Here is a 23,810-nt window from a genome sequence, read left to right as displayed (position 1 = left end):
TAAATATTTAAAATTGTGTTTTGCTGTCGCTCTTATGAAGTACTAACCATTGTTCTTTTTCGGTCGTGTGGTTTCACTGTAAGTGAGGTAAGGACTTGAATATTGTTTCCGGTCCACCCAATCATCATCACTAGCAAGGACAGGTATCGCTTTTTCTGGTGCAGCTTCCGCTACTTTTATTTCAGGCACTTTAGGCACTGCGACTGGTGCAGCTGTCACATTCGTAGGCGTTGCAGAGCCTTCTCGAATGGTTTCCGTATAAGTCAATGCGCGTGTGGAATAAGAAATTTTACGGCCCACTATATCCTTATCAATGGTTGCTTGTGAGTTCTGAACTGCGGCAGCAGTTGACCCAGAAACGATGCCGTTACTCATTCCACTTCCACCTAATACGCTGGATAAGCCTTGTGCACCCTGACCCAAACTTGCCATTTGTGAAGCAGAAAGTCCCAAGTTGAGTTTCGATGAAATTGCAGATAGTGCAGAGTTGGTGACTTGGTCTTTAAATTGATTTAATGCCTGTCCACCTAGATCTTTTAATGCATTTTTTCCGATATTTTTTAAAGAATCGGCATTTAAATTAAAGAGATTATCTTTTAACTGTGATGTTAAATTTTGCCCCAACGAACCCAATGTATTTTGTAAAAAGTCCGAAGCGCCTGGTACCACTTTTTCCGCCCAATCATAGTTGCGATTAAAGTGACTAGACTGATCCCACGCACTGCGTGGATCTTTATCAAACTCCACTTTCGCGGGTCCCGGTGCAATGCCTGTAACTTGTGCAAAGCCATTGCCATCGAGTTTCCCTGAAACTTGTTTACCTAAAGCATCAATCACTTTAAAACCGGTGCCACTAAAGAAATCTTGCCCCCCATAACTTTTAAGAAGTTCTAAGGCACCTTTCAAAGGGTTTGAAGCAGGAAGTTGTGTAGACTTGCTTGCACTCGATGCAGGTTTAAATAGATGCTGCCCTGCATTTACTTCAAATTTACCGCCTGTCTTAGCAAGAATTCCCGAGCCATTTAAAGTAATTTGGGAAGAAGCTCCTGTGATCACAATCTCTTTAGGACTGCTAATCTCTATTTTGTCTTCAGTAGAAGAAATCGTAATTCCTTTTTTTGCCAAAATATCCAAAGCATCAGACTGTGCATGAATTTCGACTTTACTTTGCGCTGCTATTGCTTTAATACCACCTTGAGCTGCAAATAAGCTAACCTTACCTAAAGCTTGTCCCACAATATTTTTTTGCGTACTCAGGTTAATGCTATCACCGGCAATTTGGTTGATCATGCCTGTTGCAGATAAATGAATATCCTCTGGTGTACTAAGTGCAATACCATCCACTGAGTTAAGTAAAAGAATGGCTTTTTTAAATTTAGCGATATCTTTTTCTATTTCACTGGCAAAAGCTTTGAGCTGTTCAACAGATTCAATTTCATCTGTTTTTTGTTGTTTTGCAATATCACTTAAAGACTTACTATTACTATGACTCGTCTCCAGCTGTGTTCTTGCAATCTCTGCATCTAAATGTTCACCATTGGCCTTTTCCTGTTTATAAGTCGACACCAATAAACCTTGTCCAGCTCGTAGCGCCCCCCATTGATCCGTCCTCAGCTCAAAACCTTCACCCCGACTTTCACTCTCAGCTTTTTCTTTAGGATGACTTAAATGCCCTAAATTCAGTTGTGTTGCACCATGACTACTTTGCAGCTGGGTACTAATTTGCCCCGTGGTGTCATCAAAGCGTAATTGACCAAAACCCTCTCCCGCCACTTCTTTGGAACGAATTCCCGCAAGTTTTTTGGTATCGGGTAATTGTCCTTTATTGTCAAATTTAGTGGGACTACGCTGCGCTTCATGAATACGACCCACGACAAAAGGTCGGTCAATGTTGCCATCAAAGAAATCGACGACAACTATTTCACCAATTCGAGGTAAGAAGCGTGCGCCATAACCTTCGCCGGCCCAAGGCGTCAGTACATCAACCCAAGCCGAGTCTGTGTCATTATTATTCGCACCTGCACCGCCATCATGAACATGATCATCGGAACGGGTAAATAGGAAACGGACTTTTATCCGCCCCCATTCATCAACATGGATTTCTTCACCGGCAGGACCCACAACTTTGGCACGCTGTGGATGTGTTACTGGTCGATGTGTAAGTGGATTAAATTCAGGAACGGTCGTAATATTTCGACGTTGCAAAGCCAAGGTATTGGCTTGGCGTTCATCCGCATCGCTTTGTTTGACTTGCCACTGACTTTGATGGATCAGTTGTGTAACTTGATCGGTTAAGTCTTTGGGTAAATTATTTTGGTTATAAAAAGACTTAGATAAAATCAAAAATTCTTGATCGGCACCACGATGCTGGTCAATCTCTGGATGCTCATCCAATTTGAACCAATAACCAACTTGTGTATCACGCACGGTACTTTTAGCAATAAATTGTTTGGCTTGAGCTGCATAATAATCACTAAAATTTTGATTGAGACGTTCAACTTGAGCACTATTAGAGGCAGTTGCAGCATCTTCACCATTCAGATCTTGTATCCATGCAGGGCTCACATGCCATGCCTGCTCTAAGCTTAAGCTCGCATTATCTTGATTTTGACTATGTAGATGCTTGCTTTGTACTGCACCACCACCCTCGTCCTGTTCAAGCACATCCGCCTGCCACCGCTGCACATGTACCGACGTCGGCTGCAGACTGCGCTGACCGATAAAACTGGTCATACTGTCATTTTTTTCAGTCGCACTACTGCGATGAAAACGGATATTACGTCGCTCCAAAGCTTGATATTGACTATTATCATCAATCAAACGTAGCTTTTGGGCTGCTATGGGTGTCGCAGACGATGTTACAAAAGATTGAGCTTCATCAACCAACCAATGAATGCCTTCACTGCGTAATAAGCGGGTAATAAAATCATAGTCGGTTTCATTACTTTGCATCATGAATGGTCGAACGTCATACTCTTTTTTTAAGCCACTTAAGTCCAAACTTAAGCTCGCTGCAAAAAGTGGGCTCTTTTTTTGCCATTCCTTAAAAATAATCTCGACCACATCTTTGACCGATTTATTCATAAACACGCGGCTATTACGACGCTTATGCCATAATGCCGTTGCATCTTCTAAGGTCAACTTATATAGCGTTAATGCACCATCACTTTGGCCTTGAAATGCTTCTGTAATGATCCCGGTAATACGAAAAAGTTGACCCGCATCGGTTACCTGATCGATTGCGACTTGTGTACCAATAAATTGTTTGAGTTCTAAGGTGGCAGAAGTTGAGAGACAGATGAGCTGAACATTCAAACCTTCACTTAAGGCATGTTCCCCATCAATACGTTGCAAGAATACTTGTTCATTCAGCGTGGTATTGGAAAATTGAATATGCAAAGCACGTTTTTGTGGACTAATGCCCAATTTTTCAATTGCAGAATATATATTGTTCAGCATCGTTATTATCTAAAATCAGATTTTTATAAAATATGCGGGGTATTTAATCAAAAAAACTCATATTTTTCTAGGCATAATTTGCCTGCTTTTTTGGGTTTTATGTAAGTAAAAATTCAAATTTCCACATCAATTCTTTATGTTATTTTTACTCTATTTATTTCTGTATTAAAATAAATGTAGAGACCATCAAACTAAACTTCAGGTCTCTTCATACCACCTTACTGCTTTGCATCACGATTAATTGGCATTTAAAAATGCGTGAATATTCTCCAATTGTTCTTGTGCTTCAACATAGCCTTGCAAAGCCGCTTTTTCCAAATATTGCTGTGCAATTTTAAGATCACGCTCTACGCCCATGCCATGAATATAGAAATAACCCAATCGCGTTAATGCCGCAGCATTCATCCCTTGAGCCGCTTGTACATAATAGCTATGCGCTTGGGATAAATCTTGCTGTACACCCAAACCATGTTCTGACATTTCACCGAGCTGGTACAAGGCAGTCGCATTTCCCAATGCTGCCGCTTGCGAGAAATATTGCAATGCTTGTTGGAAGTCTTGTGTTCCCCATTGTCCTTTTAAATTAACCACACCCAGTTGCGTAAGTGCATCAGGATGACCTAATTTTGCCGCTTTCAACAATGCCTGCTGGGTTTGAGCTTCATCAAACTGTAGATCAGGCAAGATATTGTCCACGGCTAAACGGTAGAGATACCAAGCAGCATCCTGCGAACCTTGTTCTGCGGCTTTTTCCAGATAACTCAGACACTGATCACGATGTGCTAATGGATACTCAGGCAATGCATAAAAACGTCCAATCAGATAATTTTGATCCGCGACACAAGTAATGGACATATCATTTAAATGCCTAGCAGCTTCAATTAAAAGTTGCTGTGCTTGCTTGATATTTCGCTCAACACCGACCCCATGTAGGTAGCATAGTGCTAAACCGACTTGGTTAATGAATAAGGGTTTGAATTGATACGCTGTTTGATATAACTCAAATGCTTTTTGCGGATCATCACTAACCAAATACTTTTCAAAATACAGCGCTGCAATAAGACTAATTGCATCAGCATCTTTAAGTTGAGCAGCTTCGGTCAGAAAGCGAAAACCTAAAGTTTCCTGCTTCTCCAAGTACCAACCATGAAAATGTGCAATACCTAATAATCGGCTGGCTGCAGCAACTTTGTGCTCTTTGGCCTGCTGCAAAAGATCATGATAAACCCGCTGACGCTGATCGACATCGATCTTACCCATCAACACCGCTTGATAATATTCATACAACTGCTGCTGGTGCCCGAGTAGCAATCCTCGCTTTAAATATTGCAATGACTTTTCATCATTTTGCGCAAGATACTTTCCTTGAGCATAGAACTGCTGCAATTGCTGAATAGCCGCCATATGGTCTTGTTGGGCAGCTTTCAGTAAATATTCCAATCCCAGAGCAATATTTGGCGTGGCTTGTTTTAAATAGAACTGTGCCAATTGATACTGTGAATTGGCATGTCCATTGTCCGCATTTTTTTGCAACAAATCTAAATGTTGCCGCTCGGCATGTGTTTGATCTTCTGGGTTTAATTCGGCGAGTCGATATTGTGCATCCAAATGACCGCGTGAAATCGCATGTCGATACCAATATTGTGCTTTCTCAATATTGGGCACTCCGCCATAGATACCTTCTTCAACTTGCCCCAACACATATGCAGCATCATCACTGCCTAAACTATTGGCTTTTTCCAATAAAGCCAGCGCATTTTCCACACTGACTTCTCGGCCTAAGCCTTGTAAATGCATCTGCCCCATAGCGACATAGGCCTGCGGAATTTCATGCTGTTTGGCCAAATTTTGATACAATTCATAGGCACGCGCATAGTCGGTTGGTGCATCAAGCATTAAACGTTCTGCGAATTTCAGCTGCGCATCTAATTGGTCTATCCACAAGTCATGTCCAACCGCTTTAGCCTGATCGCGTTTCACTGGATCGGGTCTTTTCCACATCCAAAACGCAAGTACTCCCATCCCCAAAATTAGTATCAGTAAAAACCACATACTCGCCCCAAAAAAATCAATATTTTAATTATTCCAACATTGTGTCTGATTTTAATTCTATATACAAAAAAAGCACCGAATTCGGTGCTTTATTTTTTTCAAAATGAGATAACTGTCATGCTTTTGCTCGTTTTGCATCAAGTTTTTTGAGCACCTCTGACACAGCCACCATCGCAAAGCTGGACGTCACCACTACTGCTGAACCATATCCACCACAACGTAAGCCCGCACTTGGACAAACATCAGCACTGGAAAATGGATTATCAATCGAATAAACACAGGTAATCCCAAACTTTTCTTTCGGCTTTTTACAAATGCCTTTGCAGCGTAATTGTGTGCGCAATTTAGCTAACATCGGGTCTTGCTCTGTTCTTGATAAATCTGCGACTCGGATTTTCAGCGGATCAAGTTTACCCCCTGCTCCACCGGAAACGATCAACGGAATTTTATTAAAACGGCAATGTAGCATTAAGGCAAATTTGGCCTTCACATCATCTATGCAATCTAAAATCAAGTCAGGATCACCTGCCAAAATTTCTTTGACATTTTCAGGTGTTAAGTAATCATCAATTAAATTTATTTTGATTCGGGGATTAATCGCACGGCAGCGCTCTGCCATCACTTCAATTTTTTCATGTCCCAGTGTCGTGCTCATGGCAGGCAATTGTCGATTAATATTCGATGCAGCAACTACATCCATATCGACCAAGGTTAGCTCACCAATACCTGTACGCGCTAAAGCTTCGACCGCCCATGAGCCTACACCACCAATCCCAATCACCATGACATGACTTTTTTCATAATGATGAAAACTTTCATCACTATATATTTTGGCTACGCCAGCAAAACGGCGGTCATATTCATCATCTTGGAGCAGTTCAGTCATAGGTCTGGAGGCAGTGTTAAATGAGCCGCCATTTTAGCAAATTCACTGCTTTTTTTCTTTGATAAAACGCAATTCAGCATACATCGCAATAGAGCGGCATTCGCATCAGGTCTAAATCCATCAAAATAAACATTTACAGCGAACGGAGGTCTGCTTTAAAAAGTATAACCATAGATCAAAAAATCAAGTGTGTATTGCCATGGAGATCCATCCTCTGCCAAATAATTTAAAAATTACAGATGACAAAAATAAAATGGATTTAGACACAGTGCATCGCTTTTTAAGCCATACCTATTGGTCAAAAGATATTCCAAAACATGTGGTGAAAAAAGCGATTGAAAACTCTTTGGCCGTGGCCTTACTTCTCGATGAAGAACTCATCGGTTTTGGTCGTGCCATTACGGATTATGCAACTTTTGCTTATTTAGCCGATATTTATGTCGCCGATGAGCATAGAGGCAAAGGCTATTCAAAATTAATTGTGAGTACTTTATTTGAAAAATGTGGCTCCGCAGATCTAAGACGCATGTTGCTTGCGACGGCGGATGCACATGGTTTATATCGTCAATTTGGCTTTACCGATTTGGCTCAACCTGCAAATTTTCTCGAGATTCATCAAGCCAACATCTATCAAAGATAGAGAAAATATCTCGGATAAAAAAAAGAGGCTTTCGCCTCTTTTTCGATCTTACAACCTTAGTCTTTATTCATAATAAAGAAATATTCACGGTAGTATTTGAGCTCTGCAATCGAGTCACGGATATCATCCATTGCTAAATGCGAGGCATTTTTCTTCAAGCCCCCCATGATCTCTGGGCGCCAGCGTTTCGCCAATTCTTTCACTGATGATACATCGAGATTACGGTAGTGGAAGTATTGTTCCATTTCAGGCATTAAACGATGCAAGAAACGACGATCTTGGCAAATTGAGTTACCACACATCGGTGATGATTTTGGATTCACCCATTTTTTCAAAAATTCTAAAGTTTGCTGTTCAGCATCTTGTGCTGTCAATTTACTACGACGTACACGTTCGATTAGGCCTGATTGACCATGTTGGCGAGTATTCCATTCATCCATTGCATTGAGCACACGGTCAGACTGATGTACCGCAAGCACAGGCCCTTCCGCCAGAATATTTAAATTATCATCCGTCACAATTGTTGCAACTTCAATAATCTGGTCGTTATCTGTATCTAGACCTGTCATTTCAAGGTCAATCCAAATCAGGCGTGTATCAGGTGTGCTGCTCATAAATGTGCAATCTTATTAGGCTGTAAAAATGAACATAGTAGCAAATTTATTGGGCTTGCGCTGTAAATAGCCCCTGCTTTCATGCTATTTTTGCCATCTAGTTTTCATGGTTTTTTAGGATATGAATGGCTTTAATTCGTAAGCGCCGACTGACTGAACAGCAGCAACGTCGCATTCAGAAGCAACATAAATCTCGTCAGGAAGAAATCGATACTTCTGCAGATTTGGAAGGCTTGGTCGTCCAACATTATGGTCGTCAACTTGAAGTTCAAGCGCTGTCTACACCCGACCAACATCCTGAAAAACCCATTGTGCAAGCAGGTGAACCTGAACCCCATTGGAAACCCATCGAATTAGGCAGTGTTTGGCGCTGCCATACCCGTACCAATCTCGAATTATTGGTGACGGGTGACCGTGTCAAATGGCAAGCTGACCCGATTACAGGTTTAGGGATTATTACCGCGATTCATCCACGCCAATCTTTACTGACACGCCCTGACCGTTATCACAAAGTGAAACCTGTCGCAGCCAATGTCAGCTTGATTGTGATTGTATTTGCACCGCTTCCTGAGCCAGCACCAGGCCTGATTGATCGCTATTTGGTGGCCTGTGCAGATGCCGATATTCCAGCATTATTGGTCTTAAATAAATCCGACTTGCTTAAAGACAATGACCCGATTTTAACGCTATTACAAGAATATCGTGACTTGGGCTATGAGGTCATGCAAACTCAATCTGATGGTGACTTAAGCGCACTTTCTGCTCGCCTTTCAGGTGAAACTGTCGCATTTGTAGGTCAGTCTGGGGTTGGTAAGAGCACTTTAATTAATGCCATTGTTCCGGATGCTGCGCAAAAAACCAATATTATTTCGGAAAACTCCGCGCTCGGTCAGCACACCACCACGTCTACGCGTTTAATTGCGTTTGGTGAAGGTTCTGCATTGATTGATTCCCCGGGAATTCGAGAATTTGGTTTATGGCACCTAGAATTGGAAAAAGTTCAGCAAGGTTTCCCTGAGATCGAATCACATTTGGGTTATTGTCAGTTCCGTAACTGTACGCATAAACATGAAAAGCAATGTGCGCTTAGAATGGCGGCTCAAAATGGCGAAATTTTGCCGCGCCGATTAGACAGTTATTTACGTCTGATCGACGAAATCACGGAAGCGCAGCAAAAAAATTAATTTTTATTCTGTTCATGCCCTTGAAGGGGTGATTTTGATCACCATATTTATGGGCTATACTCTTAGCAATTTAAAATTGTAGTTAGGTGAATTGTGGAACGTTGGTTCGAATTTATGGGGAATCACCCCTTCTTATTTGGAACGCTGGCTGTATTGGTCGTGCTGTTCTTTATTCTTGAAGGCCAGCGTAATGGTCGCAAAATTTCACCTCAATCTTTAGGGATTTTAGTTAAAGCTAAAAATGCTCAATTGATTGACTTACGTGATGCGAAAGACTTCCGCGAAGGTCATATTAGCGGTAGCCGTAATATTCCATATAGCCAAATTACAAAACACATTGAAGAGTTAAAAACTTCTGATCGCCCGTTGGTTTTTGTATGTAACCTTGGTCAAGTGGCAGGTTCTGCATTGCAACAAGTCGGTCATGCAGATGCATACCGTTTAGACGGCGGCATTAGCAACTGGAAAGCTCAAGGCTTACCTCTAGTTAAAAGCAAATAAGCGCTTCTTAGGAGATTAACATGGCTGAAGTTACGATTTATTCAACAACTGTATGTCCTTACTGCATTCGTGCAAAACAGCTCCTAGAGCGTAAAGGCGTGGCTTATAAAGAAATTAATTTATCAAATGAAGCGCCTGAAGTACGTGTTGAATTGATGCAACGCACCAACCACCGTACCGTTCCTCAAATTTTTATTAATGATCAGTTTATTGGCGGTTTTGACCAACTTTATGCTTTAGAGCGTGAAGGCAAACTCGACGGCATGCTATCTTAATTTTAAACATAAATCGTCACCTCATATTAAGGAATAAACAATGAGTGAAGAACAACAAGCTCAACCACAATTGGCATTAGAGCGTATTTATACTAAAGATATTTCTTTCGAAGTACCTGGGGCTCAAGTATTTACTAAAGAATGGCAGCCTGAACTAAATATCAACCTTTCTTCTTCTGCAGAAAAAGTTGATCCAACACACTTCGAAGTTTCACTGAAAGTTGTCGTTCAAGCGAACAATGCGGGTGACACTGCATTTATCGTTGACGTTACTCAAGCAGGTATCTTCCTGATCGATAGCGTTGAAGAAGAACGTCTTCCTTACATTCTTGGTGCTTACTGCCCAAATATCTTGTTCCCATTCCTACGTGAAGCTGTGAACGATATGGTTACTAAAGGCAGCTTCCCACAATTATTGCTTACACCAATTAACTTCGATGCTGAATTCGAAGCGAATTTGCAACGTGCGCAAACTGCTGCTGAAGGCCAAGCTTAATCGCTTATCTTCAAATCTAAAAAAGACCGCTTTTAGCGGTCTTTTTTATTGCTTTATTTATTCCCTCTTCTTCTAGGAGATGAGAAATACTGTTTCGCAAGGGTAGAGGATTTTATTCCCTCACCCTAGCCCTCTCCCAAAGGGAGAGGGAACTTAAAGAGAATTACTCAGCATCTGCCATCAGATCAGCGCTCATACCTACAGTATTAAAGCCAGCATCAACATACAGAATTTCACCTGTAATACCATTTGCCCAAGGCGAGCAAAGGAACAATGCTGCATTACCGACATCTTCAATGGTGACATTGCGTTTAAGTGGTGCGACTTTTTCATTTAGGTCTAACATTTTACGGAAAGATTTAATCCCTGAAGCCGCTAAGGTACGAATCGGACCTGCTGAAATCGCATTTACACGAATACCTTCAGCACCAAGACTTGTTGCCAAATAACGTACGCCTGCTTCTAGTGACGCTTTTGCCATACCCATAACGTTATAGTTTGGCATTACGCGTTCAGAACCTTGGTAAGTCAGCGTCAATAAGCAACCTTGACGTGCAGCCAATAAAGGTTTTGCCGCACGAGCCATCGCAATAAAGCTATATGCGCTGATGTCGTGAGCAATTTTAAAACCTTCACGGTCGGTAATATCAGTGAAATCGCCATCTAAAGTATGTGCCGGTGCAAAACCAATTGAATGCACAACACCATCTAGACCATCCCAATGTTTAGCAAGTTCAGCAAAAGCGGTATCAATTTCAGCGTCCACTGCTACATCACATGGGAAAACTAAAGTTGAACCAAATTGTTCAGCAAAATCATCTACACGTTTTTTTAATTTTTCGTTTGGATAAGTAAAAGCCAGTTCTGCACCTTCGCGATGTAAAGCTTGCGCAATACCAAATGCGATTGATAACTTACTTGCAATACCCGCGATTAAAAAGCGTTTGCCAGCCAATAGTCCTTGTGCCATGTGAAACTCACTCAAAATAATTTAACAGCATAATGCCAAGTCTAAAGCATTTTAGAAATTGCATAATGCGCCTTTTTTTAGAAAACCATCATTGCATGCACGATGCGAATGAAACTAGATTCAATCAAGCGGCGTCAATATTTATTGGCCGCTTAAGCGTCCAGATGCAATGCTTGTAATGAATTAGTCCATAATATATCTGCAATCTCAGATTCAGTACGGTTTAAGCTCTGAGCTAACCCCTGCAAGACATAGGGCAAATTGACCGGCGTATTGCGAGTACGCCCTTCCGTCGAATGCTGACAACATAAGGGTGTCATATCGGGGCAGTCGGTTTCTAAGACCAAATGTGCCGCCCCTAAAGTTTGAACCACTTGATGTAATTTTTTTGCATTGGGATTGGTGATTTGCCCTGTTACACCAATTTTAAAACCTAGTTTGGTAAATGCCTTCGCTTCTTCAACACCACCACTAAATGCATGTGCGATACCACCGAGTTTAAATCGATGCTTTTTCAACATCGAAAGCACTTCCGCATGAGATTTGCGAATATGCAGCAATATCGGTTTATCAAACTGCTGTGCTAACTCAAGTTGTGCGGAAAAATACTGCTGCTGCTTTTGAAAAAGTTCGGGCTGTTTATGCTGTTTCAAAAAGGTATCTAAACCTATTTCACCGATAGCGACACAATCATGCTGCTTTAGCAGCTGTTCCACATCGAACAAATGTTCTGTACGATGTTGCTCAATATAAAACGGATGTAAGCCGGGGGCTAAATAGCTTTTGGGAGCATTGGATAAACGAGCTAAAAACTCTTGGGTTTGCAGCAAATCGTGAAAACGTGACTGCACAAAACCAATCAATACCAAAGCATCGACACCCACCTGTTTGGCAGCATGCGCCAACTGTTCCCGATCAACGTCAAAATCAGGAACATCAAAATGCGTATGCGTATCAAACAGTGAGTAAGTCATTGAACTAATTAATTTGCTTTTACGGCTGAGGCTTCAGCAGCTTCAACTACTGGTAGATATTGCTTTTTCAAGATACTTTGCAATTGATCATACGGAATGGTCAAACGTGGTAAACCCGCCACATATGGCCCAATTTCATATTCGGCATATTGCAAAATTAGACCTTGCTGACTTAGATAAAAGTTATCAGACAGTTTAAATTTCCAAATCTGTTCATATTCTTGAACATTGTCCGCCAACTTGGCATCTTTCACCCAAGTTTTAAAGACTTCATAGCCCAGCTTTTCAAGTTTAGTACGTTGATTGGGCAGCAATATGTCATTGAGCTGTACCAATTTTTGAGTGCTTAAATCGAAGTTATAATATTGCTGTGCAGAAGAACCATGCGCCCCACCTAAATATGAGCTGGTATTTAAAACCACTGTTGCCAAGGGTTTTTCAGCATTCAATATTTTAGGTTTAATCATCAAACTGATTTGCTGATTGGCGCTTAAAGATTTCAACTCTTTATCTAAATTTAAAAATGCTTGCATATAAGGCTGCGTGGCTTTTTCCAATTTTAATTTGGGCGTTTCAACCTTTGCCAAAGCAGATTTTGCTTCAGACGCTGCAGGTACTTCACTTGCAGCGGGAGCGTCTTTGCTCAGCGTTTTATCTTCTAAAGGCGAAACAGACAGGATCTCTCCCAACTGTTTTAAAATTTCCGCATCAATAAATTCATCAATAAAGGCTTGATTACTGTTTAAGCGTTCAACTGAAATTTCAGGACAGACCCCGCCATCACATTCAGGTAAATTCAGTTGTAATTTTTCCGCATCACCAATCAGTTTTGCACTCAAATCTGGCTGTTCAGTTTTGGCTTGATCCGGCTTTTTTTCAGGTTCAGCTTGTTGTGGCTGACACGCCGTGAATGCAACAGAAACTGCCAATATTGAGCTTGCCCAAATTTTATTTTTTTGCACCATTGCTTCAACCTTTCATTTCGAATAATTGATATTTATCTCAGTAAATATCTCATCAAATTAAATACTTTCGTTGTTTAGAACATATGCTGATACACATCAGCTTTCAAGACTTGTTGTGTTTGCGCTTTGCTGAGATAAATATCCAGTTGTGTACTATCTTTGATAATTTCATCTGTACGGTAATGCAAACCGACACCTTCTTGATCAAAGAACCAATCTGCTTGGCCCCAATAGAGCTTTTTCGGTGCCGATTTTTTGACATCCACATCTTGTTCATCTAACCATTTGCTATAGGCTTGCTGCACAATAGCATCCATATTTTGCTGTTGCTTTGCATCAATAATATCTAAAGGTTTAAGATTCTTTTTCGCACGACGGTCTGCCACAAAAAAATAATAACGCTCTTTGACCGTGATATTTTCCTGTTTGGTATCGACACCGATTTGCAGCAACACATATTGATTCCGTTGATATGGAACTCGTGTGTACATGGCCAATTCATAGGCTTTATTGGTTTTAAACTCTGCCTGCCAAGCATCTGATTTTTTCACATATGCATCGACAGCTTGTTGGAGATTCATATTTTGCTTTAATGCAATCTGATTTTGTACGACGCTGGCCTGATTCTTTTCAATCCAACCATTCAACCACGTATCTACGGTCTGAATGGTTTGTATCTCTAAATCGATACAACTTTTATTTTCACAAAACGGTTTGGCAATTTTTGCGGCTTGCTCTTGGATATTTAAATAGGGCAAAACATCTGGATTGATCACGACCGCTTCAGAAGCGCCATCATCGGCCGGCTTTGTCGCTTTGTTTTCTTTTCCTGAATCACATGCACTGAGCAGCAAAACACTCCCCAAAAGTGCAAAAACTGTAGCATCCTTGAATTTTTTCATGATGTCCTAAACGACCAAATGATTGCGTAATGTATGGATTTAAAAACTCTACCACAAAATAAAACAGCTTCACGAAGAAGCTGTTTTATTTCTGTAAAAGAACAACTTAGTGTTCACGTGTATTACGGAACACGATATCCGGATAACGTTCTTGCATTAACTGTAAATTCACACGACTTGGTGCAAGATAAGTTAAATGACCACCGCCATCGACAGACAATTGGTCATGTGCTTTTTTCTTAAATTCGTTGAATTTTTTCTCGTCATCACACGATACCCAACGTACGGTATTGATGCTTACAGGCTCGTAAATACAATCAACTTTGTATTCTTCTTTCAGACGATATGCCACCACTTCAAACTGAAGCACACCCACAGCACCCACGATTAAGTCGTTACTGTTTTGCGGCATAAAGACCTGAGTCGCACCTTCTTCTGACAGTTCTTTTAAGCCTTTTTGTAGCTGTTTTGACTTCAATGGATCTTTTAAACGCACGCGACGGAACATTTCAGGTGCGAAGTGAGGAATACCGGTAAAGTGTAAATCTTCACCTGAAGTAAAGGTATCACCGATCTGAATCGTACCATGGTTATGCAAACCGATAATGTCACCCGGCCATGCTTCTTCAAGATGTTGACGGTCACCGGCAAGGAACGTCAAAGCATCACTAATACGTACATCTTTACCTAGACGCACATGTTTCATTTTCAAGCCTTTTTCATACTTACCTGAACAGATACGCATGAATGCAATACGGTCACGGTGTTTTGGATCCATATTGGCTTGAATTTTAAAGACGAAACCTGTGAAGCCTTCTTCAGTCGCTTCAACTTTACGGTCCTGAGTCGGATGTGCTTTAGGTTCAGGCGCATATTGACTAAATGCATCCAACACATGGTCTACACCAAAGTTACCGAGTGCCGTACCAAACAAGACTGGCGTTTGACGACCTGCCAAAAATTCATCACGGTCTAAAGGCTCATTGGCCATTTGAACCAACTCCAATGATTCTTCAAATGCGGCCCAAGCGAGATCGCCGACTTTTTCACGCAAATCTGCATAGTCATAGCCATCACGAACTTCAATATCCGTAATGGTTGAACCGAAACCCGCCTTATAAACGTAGAATTTTTCTTCGAGTAGGTTAAATACACCCGCAAAGTCACGACCTGTGCCCAGTGGCCAAGTAATCGGAACACATTTAATTTTTAGAACGTTTTCGATTTCATCTAGCAGTTCTAATGGCTCACGAATTTCACGGTCCATTTTGTTGACGAATGAAATAATCGGCGTGTCGCGCATACGACACACTTCCATCAATTTGATCGTACGATCTTCGACACCTTTTGCACCATCAATCACCATAAGCGCAGAGTCAACAGCAGTTAATGTACGGTAAGTATCTTCAGAAAAGTCTTCATGCCCTGGGGTGTCGAGCAAGTTAATCATCTTGTCTTTAAACGGGAACTGCATAACAGAGGTGGTGATCGAAATCCCACGTTCTTTTTCCATTTCCATCCAGTCAGACGTTGCCGCACGATCAGATTTACGGCTTTTTACCATACCTGCAACCTGAATCGCCTGTCCCCATAACAACAGTTTTTCTGTCATTGTGGTTTTACCGGCATCGGGGTGGGAAATAATAGCAAAAGTCCTACGAGCCTTTACTTCTCTAGCTAATTGATCTTTAAACATAAGGGAAATCTAAAATATGTACACAGTTATGTACACATTTATAAATATGTACCTAAGCTGAAAAAAAATAGGGATTCTTAAATTGCCAATATTATATCAGATTTGAAAAGGATTTTAATGATTGTTGATAGGTCTTGATTTATCCACAATTCAAATTATTGAATAGGTTCACCAACACTCATTTCACAAAGTCTTGGTAATCTAACTCAAACAAATCAAGCATCTTTTTCTCGTGATCTAGGATTTGTTCTTTTTTCCAAACTTTTTCTTCTTCAAGCGTTTGAATCATCAAATACAATTTAAGGGTATCAATTTTACCCTTCCTTATCTCAGGCATAAAATAATCACGTTTAGCACTTGGCAAGCGATTCCCTATGCTTGAATTTTTACTTGAACTAATGAGACACAAGTTCCCAAAGCGATGTAAATTTTCATGATCTAATTTATCACGCTCTCCCTCTATCTGTTGTGCATAAAAATGCTCAACCGAACTCCGTTGCGTAAATTTAAAGTTTTTGATTACCTTATCATTGCTATTTTCTGCATCACAATAAATCAAGAAATCCAAATAGTTAAAGACAAAATTATTTTCAATATTGCCAAAGCTTAGTTTGGATTGATCAATTTTAAAATCATCAATTGTCTGATTGCCATAAATCAAATCAAAATAATCAATCTGTTTTTCATTTAGATACCGCTGAAAAATAAACTTTCTCGCTAAATGTTGTAATGCATTAAAATAGTCAGACTCAGATTTATCTGTATTTTGATAAAGCCAATACAGCACACCATTTAACCAATACTTATAAGACAAGGTAGGCGTGGAAACATGAAATGCTGTCATCAATAATAGAATTTTTTGGGTAATTTCAGAACTATCTCCATCCAATGTATTCACATACGAACTACTATCTTTATATCGTTTAAGCCGCTTTATACTCCAATCATCATGATCCGTAGAATAATCCCGCTTAACGATGTATTGATCAAATATAAATTTGCACTTCAGCAGGGTAAACATAAAACCTTTTACATTCTCAATAACCCTTTCATGCTCTTGGTTTCCCTGTCCTTTTAACAGAATATATTTTTCAAATTGATCAATCAGTTGCTTATCATCCAATGCCACTTTTTCATTACGGTTCGTTTGACTTAGCCAAATTTGTAAAACCTGTAACAAGAAATTCGGAAAATTGATAATACTGTTGAATCGTTCAGGCTTTTCTTCTTTTATATCTTTATTTTTAATACGCTCAGGCACTCGTTTTAACATTTCAGAAATAGATTTAAAATTGCTTTTCGAACTTGTTTGTTCTTTTGATTCTACATTTCTGCTAAAAATTTCGAGCAAGCTAGAAGCATTTTCAGGAACAAAATCACCCCAATCCTTTCCAAAAATCACATCACGATATATTGTAGAAAAACCATATTGAACGTAACGCTCCATATTGGCAGTCGCGTTCCAAATACTCGTAAATAGTGTCATGCTTGATGTTTTATCTGCTTCATCTTTGATTTGATTCAATACGCTCATCAATCTCGCTTTTAAAATTTCATGCTTTTCTAATTGTTCACCACGGTTATTCATAACCTCAAAATAATGATTGAGATCAGTATCTTTCGGAACTAAAACTTGTGTGATGACTACATTTTCAAATAAATATTTGCAAAAAACACTCAAACCGCCTTGATTGATGATTTTTTCCATTGCTCGTTGTAGCAACTCAAACCCCTGAACTAAATCGGCGTTATATTCGGATGATTTTAAATGTTGTAGATGATCGCCTCTAAGTAAAGCCTGAAAGGTTAAAGAAGACTTTGGACGACTTTCAAAATCAAGATTGAATTGATTAAACCAAGACATATCAAGAACAATTTTTTCTTCTTTGGATAATCGTTTCAGGCAAATCGCTAACAAGGTTAAAGTAGTAAATCGTTGCTGACCATCGATAATTTCATAAGTGCCATCGCTACGCTCAAAAACAACCAATGTTCCAATATAATATTTTTTACTTCCTTGAGTCTGCCCTTGATTTAACTGTTCAGGTTGCTTTTGATAATCTTGAATATCTAAAATTAACTGATCAATTTCTTTCTCACCCCAAGCATAATTACGCTGATACATCGGGATAATATAAGTCTGTTTACTCTCGAACAGGGCCTGAACCTTAAGCGCTTGGATTGACTCATTTGTCATTCTGATCTTCCTGTTTGAGATAATTTAGTTCTTTAAATAAAGTGATCAAAGGCTCAACTTTAGTGCCTTCTTGTTTATCGACTATCGGAAGCGACCATCCCATTAACTCACTGGGTGATTGAGCATATTTCAGTAAACTGAATATGTTCTTTTCTAGGACATAATTATCTATCGTTGCCAATTGCACCGAATATTGACTAATACGACAGCGATATGCCCAAATAAAAATCTTTTCAATCGCTTCTGATAACCGATCTGTAGCAAATTTATCGATATAAAAAATCAATGCAGAATCAAACAAGGTTCGTACATAACGATCCCCATCCCTATTTCTTGCATCATATGAATTCAATATTTTGATAATTCTATTCGCTCGATCCTGTAGTGTCGCACCAAATATAGAAATCTTCTCAGACTGATCTTGATGATCCACCACTTTACTGATCTGTTTTTCATAGTGCTCAACCATTTCAAAAAATCGACGACCGTTTATGATCATTTGATCAAGCTGAAACGGAAAACTCATTTCTTGTCGATCTATTTGCCGTTGATACTGTGCGTTATAGTCATCAATAAAATAATGCGCTATGCGTAATGGTTCTAAATATGGATGATGGTCTGATTGCCCAAGATGAATACCTTTAAAAAGATGCACATGATCTTTATTAAAAAATCTTGCGGACTTTCCTCTTGACCAAAGACGGATACGGAATAGATAGTTCGAAAATAACTTTGCCAAATGAGCCGAGTCTAAACTTTCCCAATGAGCAACAGTTTGGGCTTTTAAATATTGCTCCTGTGCAGAAAATTCTCGTAGATGATAAGCTTTTAAAAGATCATGCGGTTCTAAATCACGGCCACGTGCATTTTGTGAATCAAAAAACTGAAATGCCTCTGAAATATCATCTAAAATAAAAACCGCAACCTGACAATTATTGAGTAAAAAATCAATATCTTGTTCCGAAAAGTTTACTGAAACGATCCGTTTAGCGGCATTAAAGTTCTGATAAATATTGTAATGGCTAATATCACTATTAAATTTTTGCCCATCCATAAAGACATTAATTTGATTCGATATTTCATTCAAAGCTGTTTTCAGATCCTCTCGTTCTAAATCTAATTCTTGCTTCTGAATAACCGCCCAAACAAGCAGCATTAAAGTTAAAGTTCGTTGCTGTCCATCCACAATATCTATATTTTCATCACTATCACTATCTGGGTTACGATGTAATACGATGCTACCCAATCGATATGCAGATTTATCTTTATATTCTTGTATATCATTGACGAGAGCATTTAAATTTTTTTCAGTCCACTTGTATGGACGCTGATAATCAGGAATACTCAGTTGATCTAAACTTAATAGCAAATTTTTTACTGTCCAAATCCCTGTCTTAAATTGATCAACTTGATGCTGAGCCATAAAAAATTATCCTAAAAATAAAATTTTTTAATTGTTAAAGTTGTTATTTCATACCTTGATGCAATTTATAGCCATACCCATAATCTAGAACAAAAGTTTTTGTAGATTCACAAATACTTGCTTCAATTAACTGATTAAGTAGTTGTTCAGCCTGAGAATACCCAATTAAAAAATGGTGTTGTAAACTCGATACAGAAACGACACCCACTTCCTCTGTGAATAATTTGGCACGTTCAAAAATATCATCTGATTGCATAATTTCCCCATTCTCAATGAATTAAATTTTTGCTCGTACTAAGACCATGCTGACATTGTCATACGCCTGTTTTGAATCTAATGACGCTTTTATATTGAGTAACCATGTTCGAAGCTCCATATCTGCTTTTAAAGGAAGCAATTCCCCACACTCCATCACATCATGCACACCATCTGTACAAACCAATAAGGCATCATTCTCAGTCAAATATTCTTCTGTTGTTGTAAAATCCATCACTTCATGCAAAGGATCAGCACAAAAGTATTGTAATAATGCACCATAAATACTGGCATAGTTTTCCCCTTCTTTTATCTCGCCATTTTCTCTTAACTGTTCAAGATAATTATGATCTCTCGTCAGGCAGTGCCACTTTTGATCATGCTGACTAAACAAATAAACTCGGCTATCACCAATATGTTGAATGGTTACAAAACCTTGTCTTGTACCGTGATGAATGAGTGCGAGTGTTGAACTGGCGCCAAAACTACTTTTTTTATTTGCTAATTGATCAACAAGATACTGCTGAATGGTAAATGCTTGACAAGGTTCTATCTTTTTATTTTGTATTAAAGCTTTTAAGACCGTATAGGATGCTTGCTCAGCTACTGGACTATTACTAATCCCATCCGCCACAGCAACACACCATAATTCTGTTTCAGAATGGATGTAAAGTTTACTGATCAGCCCATCATGTTGAATAACCTTATTTTCAATCAATATGGCATCTTGTTGATACTTCGATCTTGCCTTCCATGTCAGACCTTGCATTTCAAAAGTACTCATCACACCGATCTCACACTTGGTAATGATTTTATTTTTACCAAACCCCAATAGCACAATCAAGGAAAACATTAAATAAATTATTGATTAATAATAAATTATTCATTTAAAAACTTACTTTACGCTTTTTGATTATCATTCATGTCTAACTACTTAAGCAAAGATGTAATAAAATATTTTTCAAGCTAAATCATGGTTTAAGACGATACTTTTGTTTCGGACTTTTCGGTTTATCTGGAATAGTACGCTCAATCAAGCCAGCTTCTATAGCAGGATTCAAGTAATTCTTTTGGAACGTTGCTCGATGAGTTAATCCAACCAATTGCATCAATTCAGCTAAAGTATAATCTTCTTGCTTCATTGCCGAAAGTAAACGTTGAACTTGGTCGCTCACTTGTACGTTAACTTGAGCGGTAACATGATCGCTATCTTGAGCGGTAGTAGTTGAACTAAGGATTGCATCTAAAATCATCTGTAAGATAAATTCTATAAATGGAGCTGAATCTGTTTGATCTGTACTTGCTTGCAAAGCCTCATAATAGGCTTTTTGGTTTTGGTAAATCAGGCTTTCAACTGGAATATTGGCAAAGATTGGATTCCATCGGCTAAGAATCAATGTTTGCCATAGTCTACCCATTCGACCGTTACCATCAGCAAATGGATGTATAAACTCAAATTCATAGTGGAATACTGAACTCTGGATCAATGGATGCTCTTCACTATCATTCAACCACTCCAGCAAATCAATCATTAAGCGTGGTACTTGATTAGCTGGAGGAGCCATATGCACTACTTGATCACCTGACATTACGCCCACACCACCATGACGATATTGACCGACTTCATCAATCAAGCCTGTCATTAAAATTTGATGTGCTTGTAATAAGTCTGATTCTTGGCTTGGTTGCCACTGCTGAAAGGCTTCATAAGCTTTAATCGCATTACGCACTTCCTGAACTTCTTTTGGAGGTGCAATTACGGTCTTACCATTAAGGATCGCCGTGATTTGCTCAGTACTTAATGTGTTTCCTTCAATCGCAAGTGAGCCTTGAATAGTACGGATACGATTGGCTTTACGGAGTTTTAGACTGTCTTGGATTTCCTCTAAAACAGTCAAGCGCCCTATATTCTCACTAATCTGTGCAATCAAATGAATGATTTTTGAAGTGATGCTATAAGGTGGCTGATACTTCATGTATTGTGTTACTCTAGAGAAATATTTACAATTTTTTGAGAAAAAATCATTATCTAAAAATCATCGTAAAAACCATCTGAATTAGAATCAAAGTTTTCAATTAATGGTTTGTACTTTTCTGCATCTCCATCCCGAGGAAGATGTAAAAAAGTGATTGGGATGTGTCTAACCCTATAATTGTATCCTGTACTTGAATGTGGTTGAACACTATAGGTACAACTTGACTTCATATTACATGGAGAAAGCTCAACTAATAAATTACCTAATTTACCAACCAAATAATTTTGCCATTTTTCCATAACATTCAGCTCTGAATGGTTTTTATTATTTGGTTTAATAAAAATTAACATTGCACCAGCTGTAGCCCCTATTTGAGCTTTACTATATCGTTCAGTTAATTGAGTATATCCCCCATACAAATATGTATTACCATATTTATTAGGACCACCCCAAATTTTAGCTTCCGCAATCCATGTAAAACTACCTAACGTAATTGATATATCGGCATTTCCATTATTATCACTATCTTTTTGGGCTGTTGGCCAATTTCTTTTTAACCCTAGCCAAATATTATGGGAAATCTGAACCTCGGTCATTCCCCAATAATATTCAACTGCTGTAAGCATATCATTCGTAATTTCATCAATTTCATTATATATGAGCTCAACAAAATCTTCGTATGTACCATCTGTAGCAACTAAATCCTGGTACATTCTTTTCTGCATTTGCTGAGAAGCTTTAGCCATTAAAGCGAAATTCAAAATATTGACCCCCAAATTTTGACAAAACAATCGGTTGGTACAAAATAAGGAAATACTATTTGATAATATTGTTCAGAAGTTAGTCGACGCCCTTCTTGTGGATGATAAAATTCATTTTCTTTCATTGCTAAAAAAACTTCACGTCTAGGTAACTCAACCCAATGATTTGTTACTTCATCTCTATAATGGAAGTATTGGATTAATATTTTAACTTCCTGACTACTTAATAAGTAAACAGCATCAATAAATTGTGCATGTTCCGAATCTTTAGCTTTTGAAGCATTAAATAAATAACTGAAATGCATATCAGTTTCAGTGTTTAAGTCATCATTACTTGCAATTTCTACAATCAAGTTTTTACAAAAAGCAAATAATAGTTGGTGATTTGGCATACCCTCAACCAACGTTATAATTAAAGGTTCAAAATATTCAAAAACCTTATTTGCTCTTTGTATACTAGTAATCATTTTTCATTCACTTTGTAAGTGCATTATAATTTTATCAACACAATATTGAAGCCCGTTATATGATTCTAAATAATCAAAAATTGCATAATGAACAGGGTTATTTGTAGAGTCTCTAAATTCAGCTTCAGTTAGTCCCAAACTAATGATAGGACTTTCATTTTCAGATACATTATACTCACGATCTATTCCAAAAAAATCTAGAACCTGATTTTTTGCTCCTTCTTGGAAGAATTTATCATCCCGCATGTTATTTGACTTTTTTCCACTTCTACCTAGATAAGTATACCCTCCTTTTCCTGTAGAAAAATCATGATTAACGACACGACCTGTCGCAGAACTTTCAACCTCCATCTTAGGTATGATTTTTCTCAAATTTAAACTATTTAATTGATCTAATAATGCAAAGCGCTTGATAAGTGTTTTATATTCCTCTATTTTTATATTAGATAATGCTCTATCAAAAACATTAATTAAATCAATACCTAAAACAACTACATTATGTTTATAATCAATCTTTATAAAATCAAAAGCATTCAAGTCGAATCGTAACTTTTTTGAAATACCAACAACAACTGCATCGGGGTATTCTAAAGAAAAATCATCGCCTTCACGAAGATTCTCTGGAACTGTCTTATAATAATTACGTTCACTTTTAAAGTAATAGATTGACCCACTATCCAACTCTTCAGCTTTCGCCAATACAGCTTTAGAATCCAAAGCTTGTGTATGATCGAACTGTCTTTCAAATACTTTCAGTTTAATAGATTCCTGTTTTAGCTGTTCATCAAGATTTTCGATGTTTGTGAAATCCAACTTAAACAAAAAAATCTTTTTATTTGCAAAGGAGACATGTTTATCTAGTACCTTTGTTAAGTTTACATTAATTTCCGTTAAATCTTTTACAAGATCCCCTTTATTTAAACCTTTTACAGCATTAATCAGCCCCGTACGCCCCCTACCTGTAATTTGAAAAGGTCTAAATATATCTGCAATGACATTTGCAGGAAATTTTCTCTTATTAAGTTGTTCTAATTTATTTACGATATTATTCTTTATATTTTCAATATCTTGGCTCATGAATCCCTTCTCTTACTAAAATTACTAATTCATCTGAAAA

General features: G+C 38.5%; 22 protein-coding genes. 5 read left to right on the top strand and 17 right to left on the bottom strand.

What is annotated here, in order from left to right:
* Nucleotides 1-42: 42 nt before the first annotated feature.
* The 3 genes from FTT98_RS04965 to FTT98_RS04955 form a co-directional block, all read right to left on the bottom strand.
* Nucleotides 43-3,459 carry a type VI secretion system Vgr family protein gene (locus FTT98_RS04965; protein ID WP_180041400.1) on the bottom strand — a complete coding sequence of 1,139 codons (3,417 nt, stop codon included), beginning with the start codon at nucleotides 3,457-3,459 and terminating at the stop codon, nucleotides 43-45.
* A 237-nt stretch (nucleotides 3,460-3,696) separates the two neighbouring features.
* Nucleotides 3,697-5,511, bottom strand: coding sequence for a tetratricopeptide repeat protein (locus FTT98_RS04960; RefSeq protein ID WP_180041399.1), 1,815 nt, complete (start codon nucleotides 5,509-5,511; stop codon nucleotides 3,697-3,699).
* Nucleotides 5,512-5,626: 115 nt separating this feature from the next.
* Nucleotides 5,627-6,397 carry a ThiF family adenylyltransferase gene (locus FTT98_RS04955; protein ID WP_180041398.1) on the bottom strand — a complete coding sequence of 257 codons (771 nt, stop codon included), beginning with the start codon at nucleotides 6,395-6,397 and terminating at the stop codon, nucleotides 5,627-5,629.
* 199 nt (nucleotides 6,398-6,596) lie between these two features.
* Between FTT98_RS04955 and FTT98_RS04950 the strand changes: the two genes are divergently transcribed.
* The gene (locus FTT98_RS04950) at nucleotides 6,597-7,037 is read left to right on the top strand and encodes a GNAT family N-acetyltransferase (protein WP_180041397.1); all 441 of its coding nucleotides are present in this window, start codon (nucleotides 6,597-6,599) and stop codon (nucleotides 7,035-7,037) included.
* Nucleotides 7,038-7,093: 56 nt separating this feature from the next.
* Here FTT98_RS04950 and orn read toward each other — a convergent pair whose 3' ends face one another.
* Entirely contained in the window at nucleotides 7,094-7,651 is a 558-nt protein-coding gene (gene orn, locus FTT98_RS04945; RefSeq protein ID WP_067763591.1) for an oligoribonuclease, read from the bottom strand.
* 125 nt (nucleotides 7,652-7,776) lie between these two features.
* Between orn and rsgA the strand changes: the two genes are divergently transcribed.
* The 4 genes from rsgA (at nucleotide 7,777) to secB (ending at nucleotide 10,107) form a co-directional block, all read left to right on the top strand.
* Nucleotides 7,777-8,835 carry a ribosome small subunit-dependent GTPase A gene (gene rsgA, locus FTT98_RS04940; protein ID WP_180004539.1) on the top strand — a complete coding sequence of 353 codons (1,059 nt, stop codon included), beginning with the start codon at nucleotides 7,777-7,779 and terminating at the stop codon, nucleotides 8,833-8,835.
* 93 nt (nucleotides 8,836-8,928) lie between these two features.
* On the top strand, nucleotides 8,929-9,336 hold the full coding sequence (locus FTT98_RS04935) for a rhodanese-like domain-containing protein (protein WP_078189639.1): 408 nt from the start codon (nucleotides 8,929-8,931) through the stop codon (nucleotides 9,334-9,336).
* A gap of 20 nt (nucleotides 9,337-9,356) precedes the next feature.
* Nucleotides 9,357-9,611 (top strand): glutaredoxin 3, encoded by a 255-nt coding sequence (gene grxC / locus FTT98_RS04930; RefSeq protein ID WP_078189640.1) that lies wholly within the window; start codon nucleotides 9,357-9,359, stop codon nucleotides 9,609-9,611.
* Between the two features lie 40 nt (nucleotides 9,612-9,651).
* Nucleotides 9,652-10,107 carry a protein-export chaperone SecB gene (secB, locus tag FTT98_RS04925; RefSeq protein WP_078189641.1) on the top strand — a complete coding sequence of 152 codons (456 nt, stop codon included), beginning with the start codon at nucleotides 9,652-9,654 and terminating at the stop codon, nucleotides 10,105-10,107.
* A 163-nt stretch (nucleotides 10,108-10,270) separates the two neighbouring features.
* On the opposite strand, the gene FTT98_RS04920 is transcribed toward secB, so the two are convergent.
* The 13 genes from FTT98_RS04920 to FTT98_RS04860 all read right to left on the bottom strand — a co-directional run bounded on the left by FTT98_RS04920 (nucleotide 10,271) and on the right by FTT98_RS04860 (nucleotide 23,770).
* The gene (locus FTT98_RS04920; protein WP_078189642.1) at nucleotides 10,271-11,077 is read right to left on the bottom strand and encodes an enoyl-ACP reductase; all 807 of its coding nucleotides are present in this window, start codon (nucleotides 11,075-11,077) and stop codon (nucleotides 10,271-10,273) included.
* A 152-nt stretch (nucleotides 11,078-11,229) separates the two neighbouring features.
* Complete coding sequence (locus tag FTT98_RS04915; RefSeq protein ID WP_180177077.1) at nucleotides 11,230-12,051, bottom strand: TatD family hydrolase; 822 nt, start codon at nucleotides 12,049-12,051, stop codon at nucleotides 11,230-11,232.
* A gap of 8 nt (nucleotides 12,052-12,059) precedes the next feature.
* Nucleotides 12,060-13,016 carry an RsiV family protein gene (locus tag FTT98_RS04910; RefSeq protein WP_168378435.1) on the bottom strand — a complete coding sequence of 319 codons (957 nt, stop codon included), beginning with the start codon at nucleotides 13,014-13,016 and terminating at the stop codon, nucleotides 12,060-12,062.
* Nucleotides 13,017-13,090: 74 nt separating this feature from the next.
* The gene (locus FTT98_RS04905) at nucleotides 13,091-13,918 is read right to left on the bottom strand and encodes a hypothetical protein (protein WP_180177076.1); all 828 of its coding nucleotides are present in this window, start codon (nucleotides 13,916-13,918) and stop codon (nucleotides 13,091-13,093) included.
* A 106-nt stretch (nucleotides 13,919-14,024) separates the two neighbouring features.
* Nucleotides 14,025-15,614, bottom strand: a complete 1,590-nt coding sequence (locus tag FTT98_RS04900) for a peptide chain release factor 3 (protein ID WP_180041393.1) — start codon at nucleotides 15,612-15,614, stop codon at nucleotides 14,025-14,027.
* A 178-nt stretch (nucleotides 15,615-15,792) separates the two neighbouring features.
* Nucleotides 15,793-17,811, bottom strand: a complete 2,019-nt coding sequence (locus tag FTT98_RS04895; protein ID WP_180177075.1) for a DUF262 domain-containing protein — start codon at nucleotides 17,809-17,811, stop codon at nucleotides 15,793-15,795.
* A complete protein-coding gene (locus FTT98_RS04890) occupies nucleotides 17,801-19,234 on the bottom strand; it encodes a DUF262 domain-containing protein (protein ID WP_180177074.1) in 1,434 nt (477 codons plus the stop codon). Before FTT98_RS04890 ends, FTT98_RS04895 begins: the two co-directional genes overlap by 11 nt.
* Before the next feature lie 43 nt (nucleotides 19,235-19,277).
* Nucleotides 19,278-19,490 (bottom strand): DNA translocase FtsK, encoded by a 213-nt coding sequence (locus tag FTT98_RS04885; RefSeq protein WP_001190268.1) that lies wholly within the window; start codon nucleotides 19,488-19,490, stop codon nucleotides 19,278-19,280.
* 21 nt (nucleotides 19,491-19,511) lie between these two features.
* On the bottom strand, nucleotides 19,512-20,273 hold the full coding sequence (locus FTT98_RS04880; RefSeq protein WP_180177073.1) for a PP2C family serine/threonine-protein phosphatase: 762 nt from the start codon (nucleotides 20,271-20,273) through the stop codon (nucleotides 19,512-19,514).
* 187 nt (nucleotides 20,274-20,460) lie between these two features.
* Entirely contained in the window at nucleotides 20,461-21,465 is a 1,005-nt protein-coding gene (locus FTT98_RS04875) for a Fic family protein (RefSeq protein WP_180177072.1), read from the bottom strand.
* A 53-nt stretch (nucleotides 21,466-21,518) separates the two neighbouring features.
* On the bottom strand, nucleotides 21,519-22,211 hold the full coding sequence (locus FTT98_RS04870; RefSeq protein ID WP_180177071.1) for a hypothetical protein: 693 nt from the start codon (nucleotides 22,209-22,211) through the stop codon (nucleotides 21,519-21,521).
* Between the two features lie 11 nt (nucleotides 22,212-22,222).
* On the bottom strand, nucleotides 22,223-22,693 hold the full coding sequence (locus FTT98_RS04865; protein ID WP_180177070.1) for a hypothetical protein: 471 nt from the start codon (nucleotides 22,691-22,693) through the stop codon (nucleotides 22,223-22,225).
* 3 nt (nucleotides 22,694-22,696) lie between these two features.
* Nucleotides 22,697-23,770: a hypothetical protein gene (locus FTT98_RS04860; protein WP_180177069.1), complete on the bottom strand. Its 1,074-nt coding sequence runs from the start codon at nucleotides 23,768-23,770 to the stop codon at nucleotides 22,697-22,699.
* Nucleotides 23,771-23,810: the final 40 nt, after the last annotated feature.

It is taken from the genome of Acinetobacter sp. YH12039, assembly GCF_013420015.1.
GTDB lineage: Bacteria > Pseudomonadota > Gammaproteobacteria > Pseudomonadales > Moraxellaceae > Acinetobacter > Acinetobacter amyesii.
Note: the sequence above shows the minus strand (reverse complement) of the source record. Positions and strands in the feature narration are given on the sequence as shown.

Bases quoted from the DNA above. Each gene is read 5' to 3' on its own strand.
- FTT98_RS04900 (WP_180041393.1), bottom strand. From the start codon at position 15,614: ATGTTTAAAGATCAATTAGCTAGAGAAGTAAAGGCTCGTAGGACTTTT.
- FTT98_RS04895 (WP_180177075.1), bottom strand. From the start codon at position 17,811: ATGACAAATGAGTCAATCCAAGCGCTTAAGGTTCAGGCCCTGTTCGAG.
- FTT98_RS04920 (WP_078189642.1), bottom strand. From the start codon at position 11,077: ATGGCACAAGGACTATTGGCTGGCAAACGCTTTTTAATCGCGGGTATT.
- FTT98_RS04955 (WP_180041398.1), bottom strand. From the start codon at position 6,397: ATGACTGAACTGCTCCAAGATGATGAATATGACCGCCGTTTTGCTGGC.
- rsgA (WP_180004539.1), top strand. From the start codon at position 7,777: ATGGCTTTAATTCGTAAGCGCCGACTGACTGAACAGCAGCAACGTCGC.
- FTT98_RS04890 (WP_180177074.1), bottom strand. From the start codon at position 19,234: ATGGCTCAGCATCAAGTTGATCAATTTAAGACAGGGATTTGGACAGTA.
- FTT98_RS04910 (WP_168378435.1), bottom strand. From the start codon at position 13,016: ATGGTGCAAAAAAATAAAATTTGGGCAAGCTCAATATTGGCAGTTTCT.
- FTT98_RS04875 (WP_180177072.1), bottom strand. From the start codon at position 21,465: ATGAAGTATCAGCCACCTTATAGCATCACTTCAAAAATCATTCATTTG.
- FTT98_RS04860 (WP_180177069.1), bottom strand. From the start codon at position 23,770: ATGAGCCAAGATATTGAAAATATAAAGAATAATATCGTAAATAAATTA.
- FTT98_RS04885 (WP_001190268.1), bottom strand. From the start codon at position 19,490: ATGCAATCAGATGATATTTTTGAACGTGCCAAATTATTCACAGAGGAA.
- grxC (WP_078189640.1), top strand. From the start codon at position 9,357: ATGGCTGAAGTTACGATTTATTCAACAACTGTATGTCCTTACTGCATT.
- FTT98_RS04880 (WP_180177073.1), bottom strand. From the start codon at position 20,273: ATGAGTACTTTTGAAATGCAAGGTCTGACATGGAAGGCAAGATCGAAG.
- FTT98_RS04905 (WP_180177076.1), bottom strand. From the start codon at position 13,918: ATGAAAAAATTCAAGGATGCTACAGTTTTTGCACTTTTGGGGAGTGTT.
- FTT98_RS04965 (WP_180041400.1), bottom strand. From the start codon at position 3,459: ATGCTGAACAATATATATTCTGCAATTGAAAAATTGGGCATTAGTCCA.
- FTT98_RS04865 (WP_180177070.1), bottom strand. From the start codon at position 22,693: ATGATTACTAGTATACAAAGAGCAAATAAGGTTTTTGAATATTTTGAA.
- FTT98_RS04950 (WP_180041397.1), top strand. From the start codon at position 6,597: ATGGAGATCCATCCTCTGCCAAATAATTTAAAAATTACAGATGACAAA.
- FTT98_RS04870 (WP_180177071.1), bottom strand. From the start codon at position 22,211: ATGGCTAAAGCTTCTCAGCAAATGCAGAAAAGAATGTACCAGGATTTA.
- FTT98_RS04960 (WP_180041399.1), bottom strand. From the start codon at position 5,511: ATGTGGTTTTTACTGATACTAATTTTGGGGATGGGAGTACTTGCGTTT.
- FTT98_RS04915 (WP_180177077.1), bottom strand. From the start codon at position 12,051: ATGACTTACTCACTGTTTGATACGCATACGCATTTTGATGTTCCTGAT.
- secB (WP_078189641.1), top strand. From the start codon at position 9,652: ATGAGTGAAGAACAACAAGCTCAACCACAATTGGCATTAGAGCGTATT.
- orn (WP_067763591.1), bottom strand. From the start codon at position 7,651: ATGAGCAGCACACCTGATACACGCCTGATTTGGATTGACCTTGAAATG.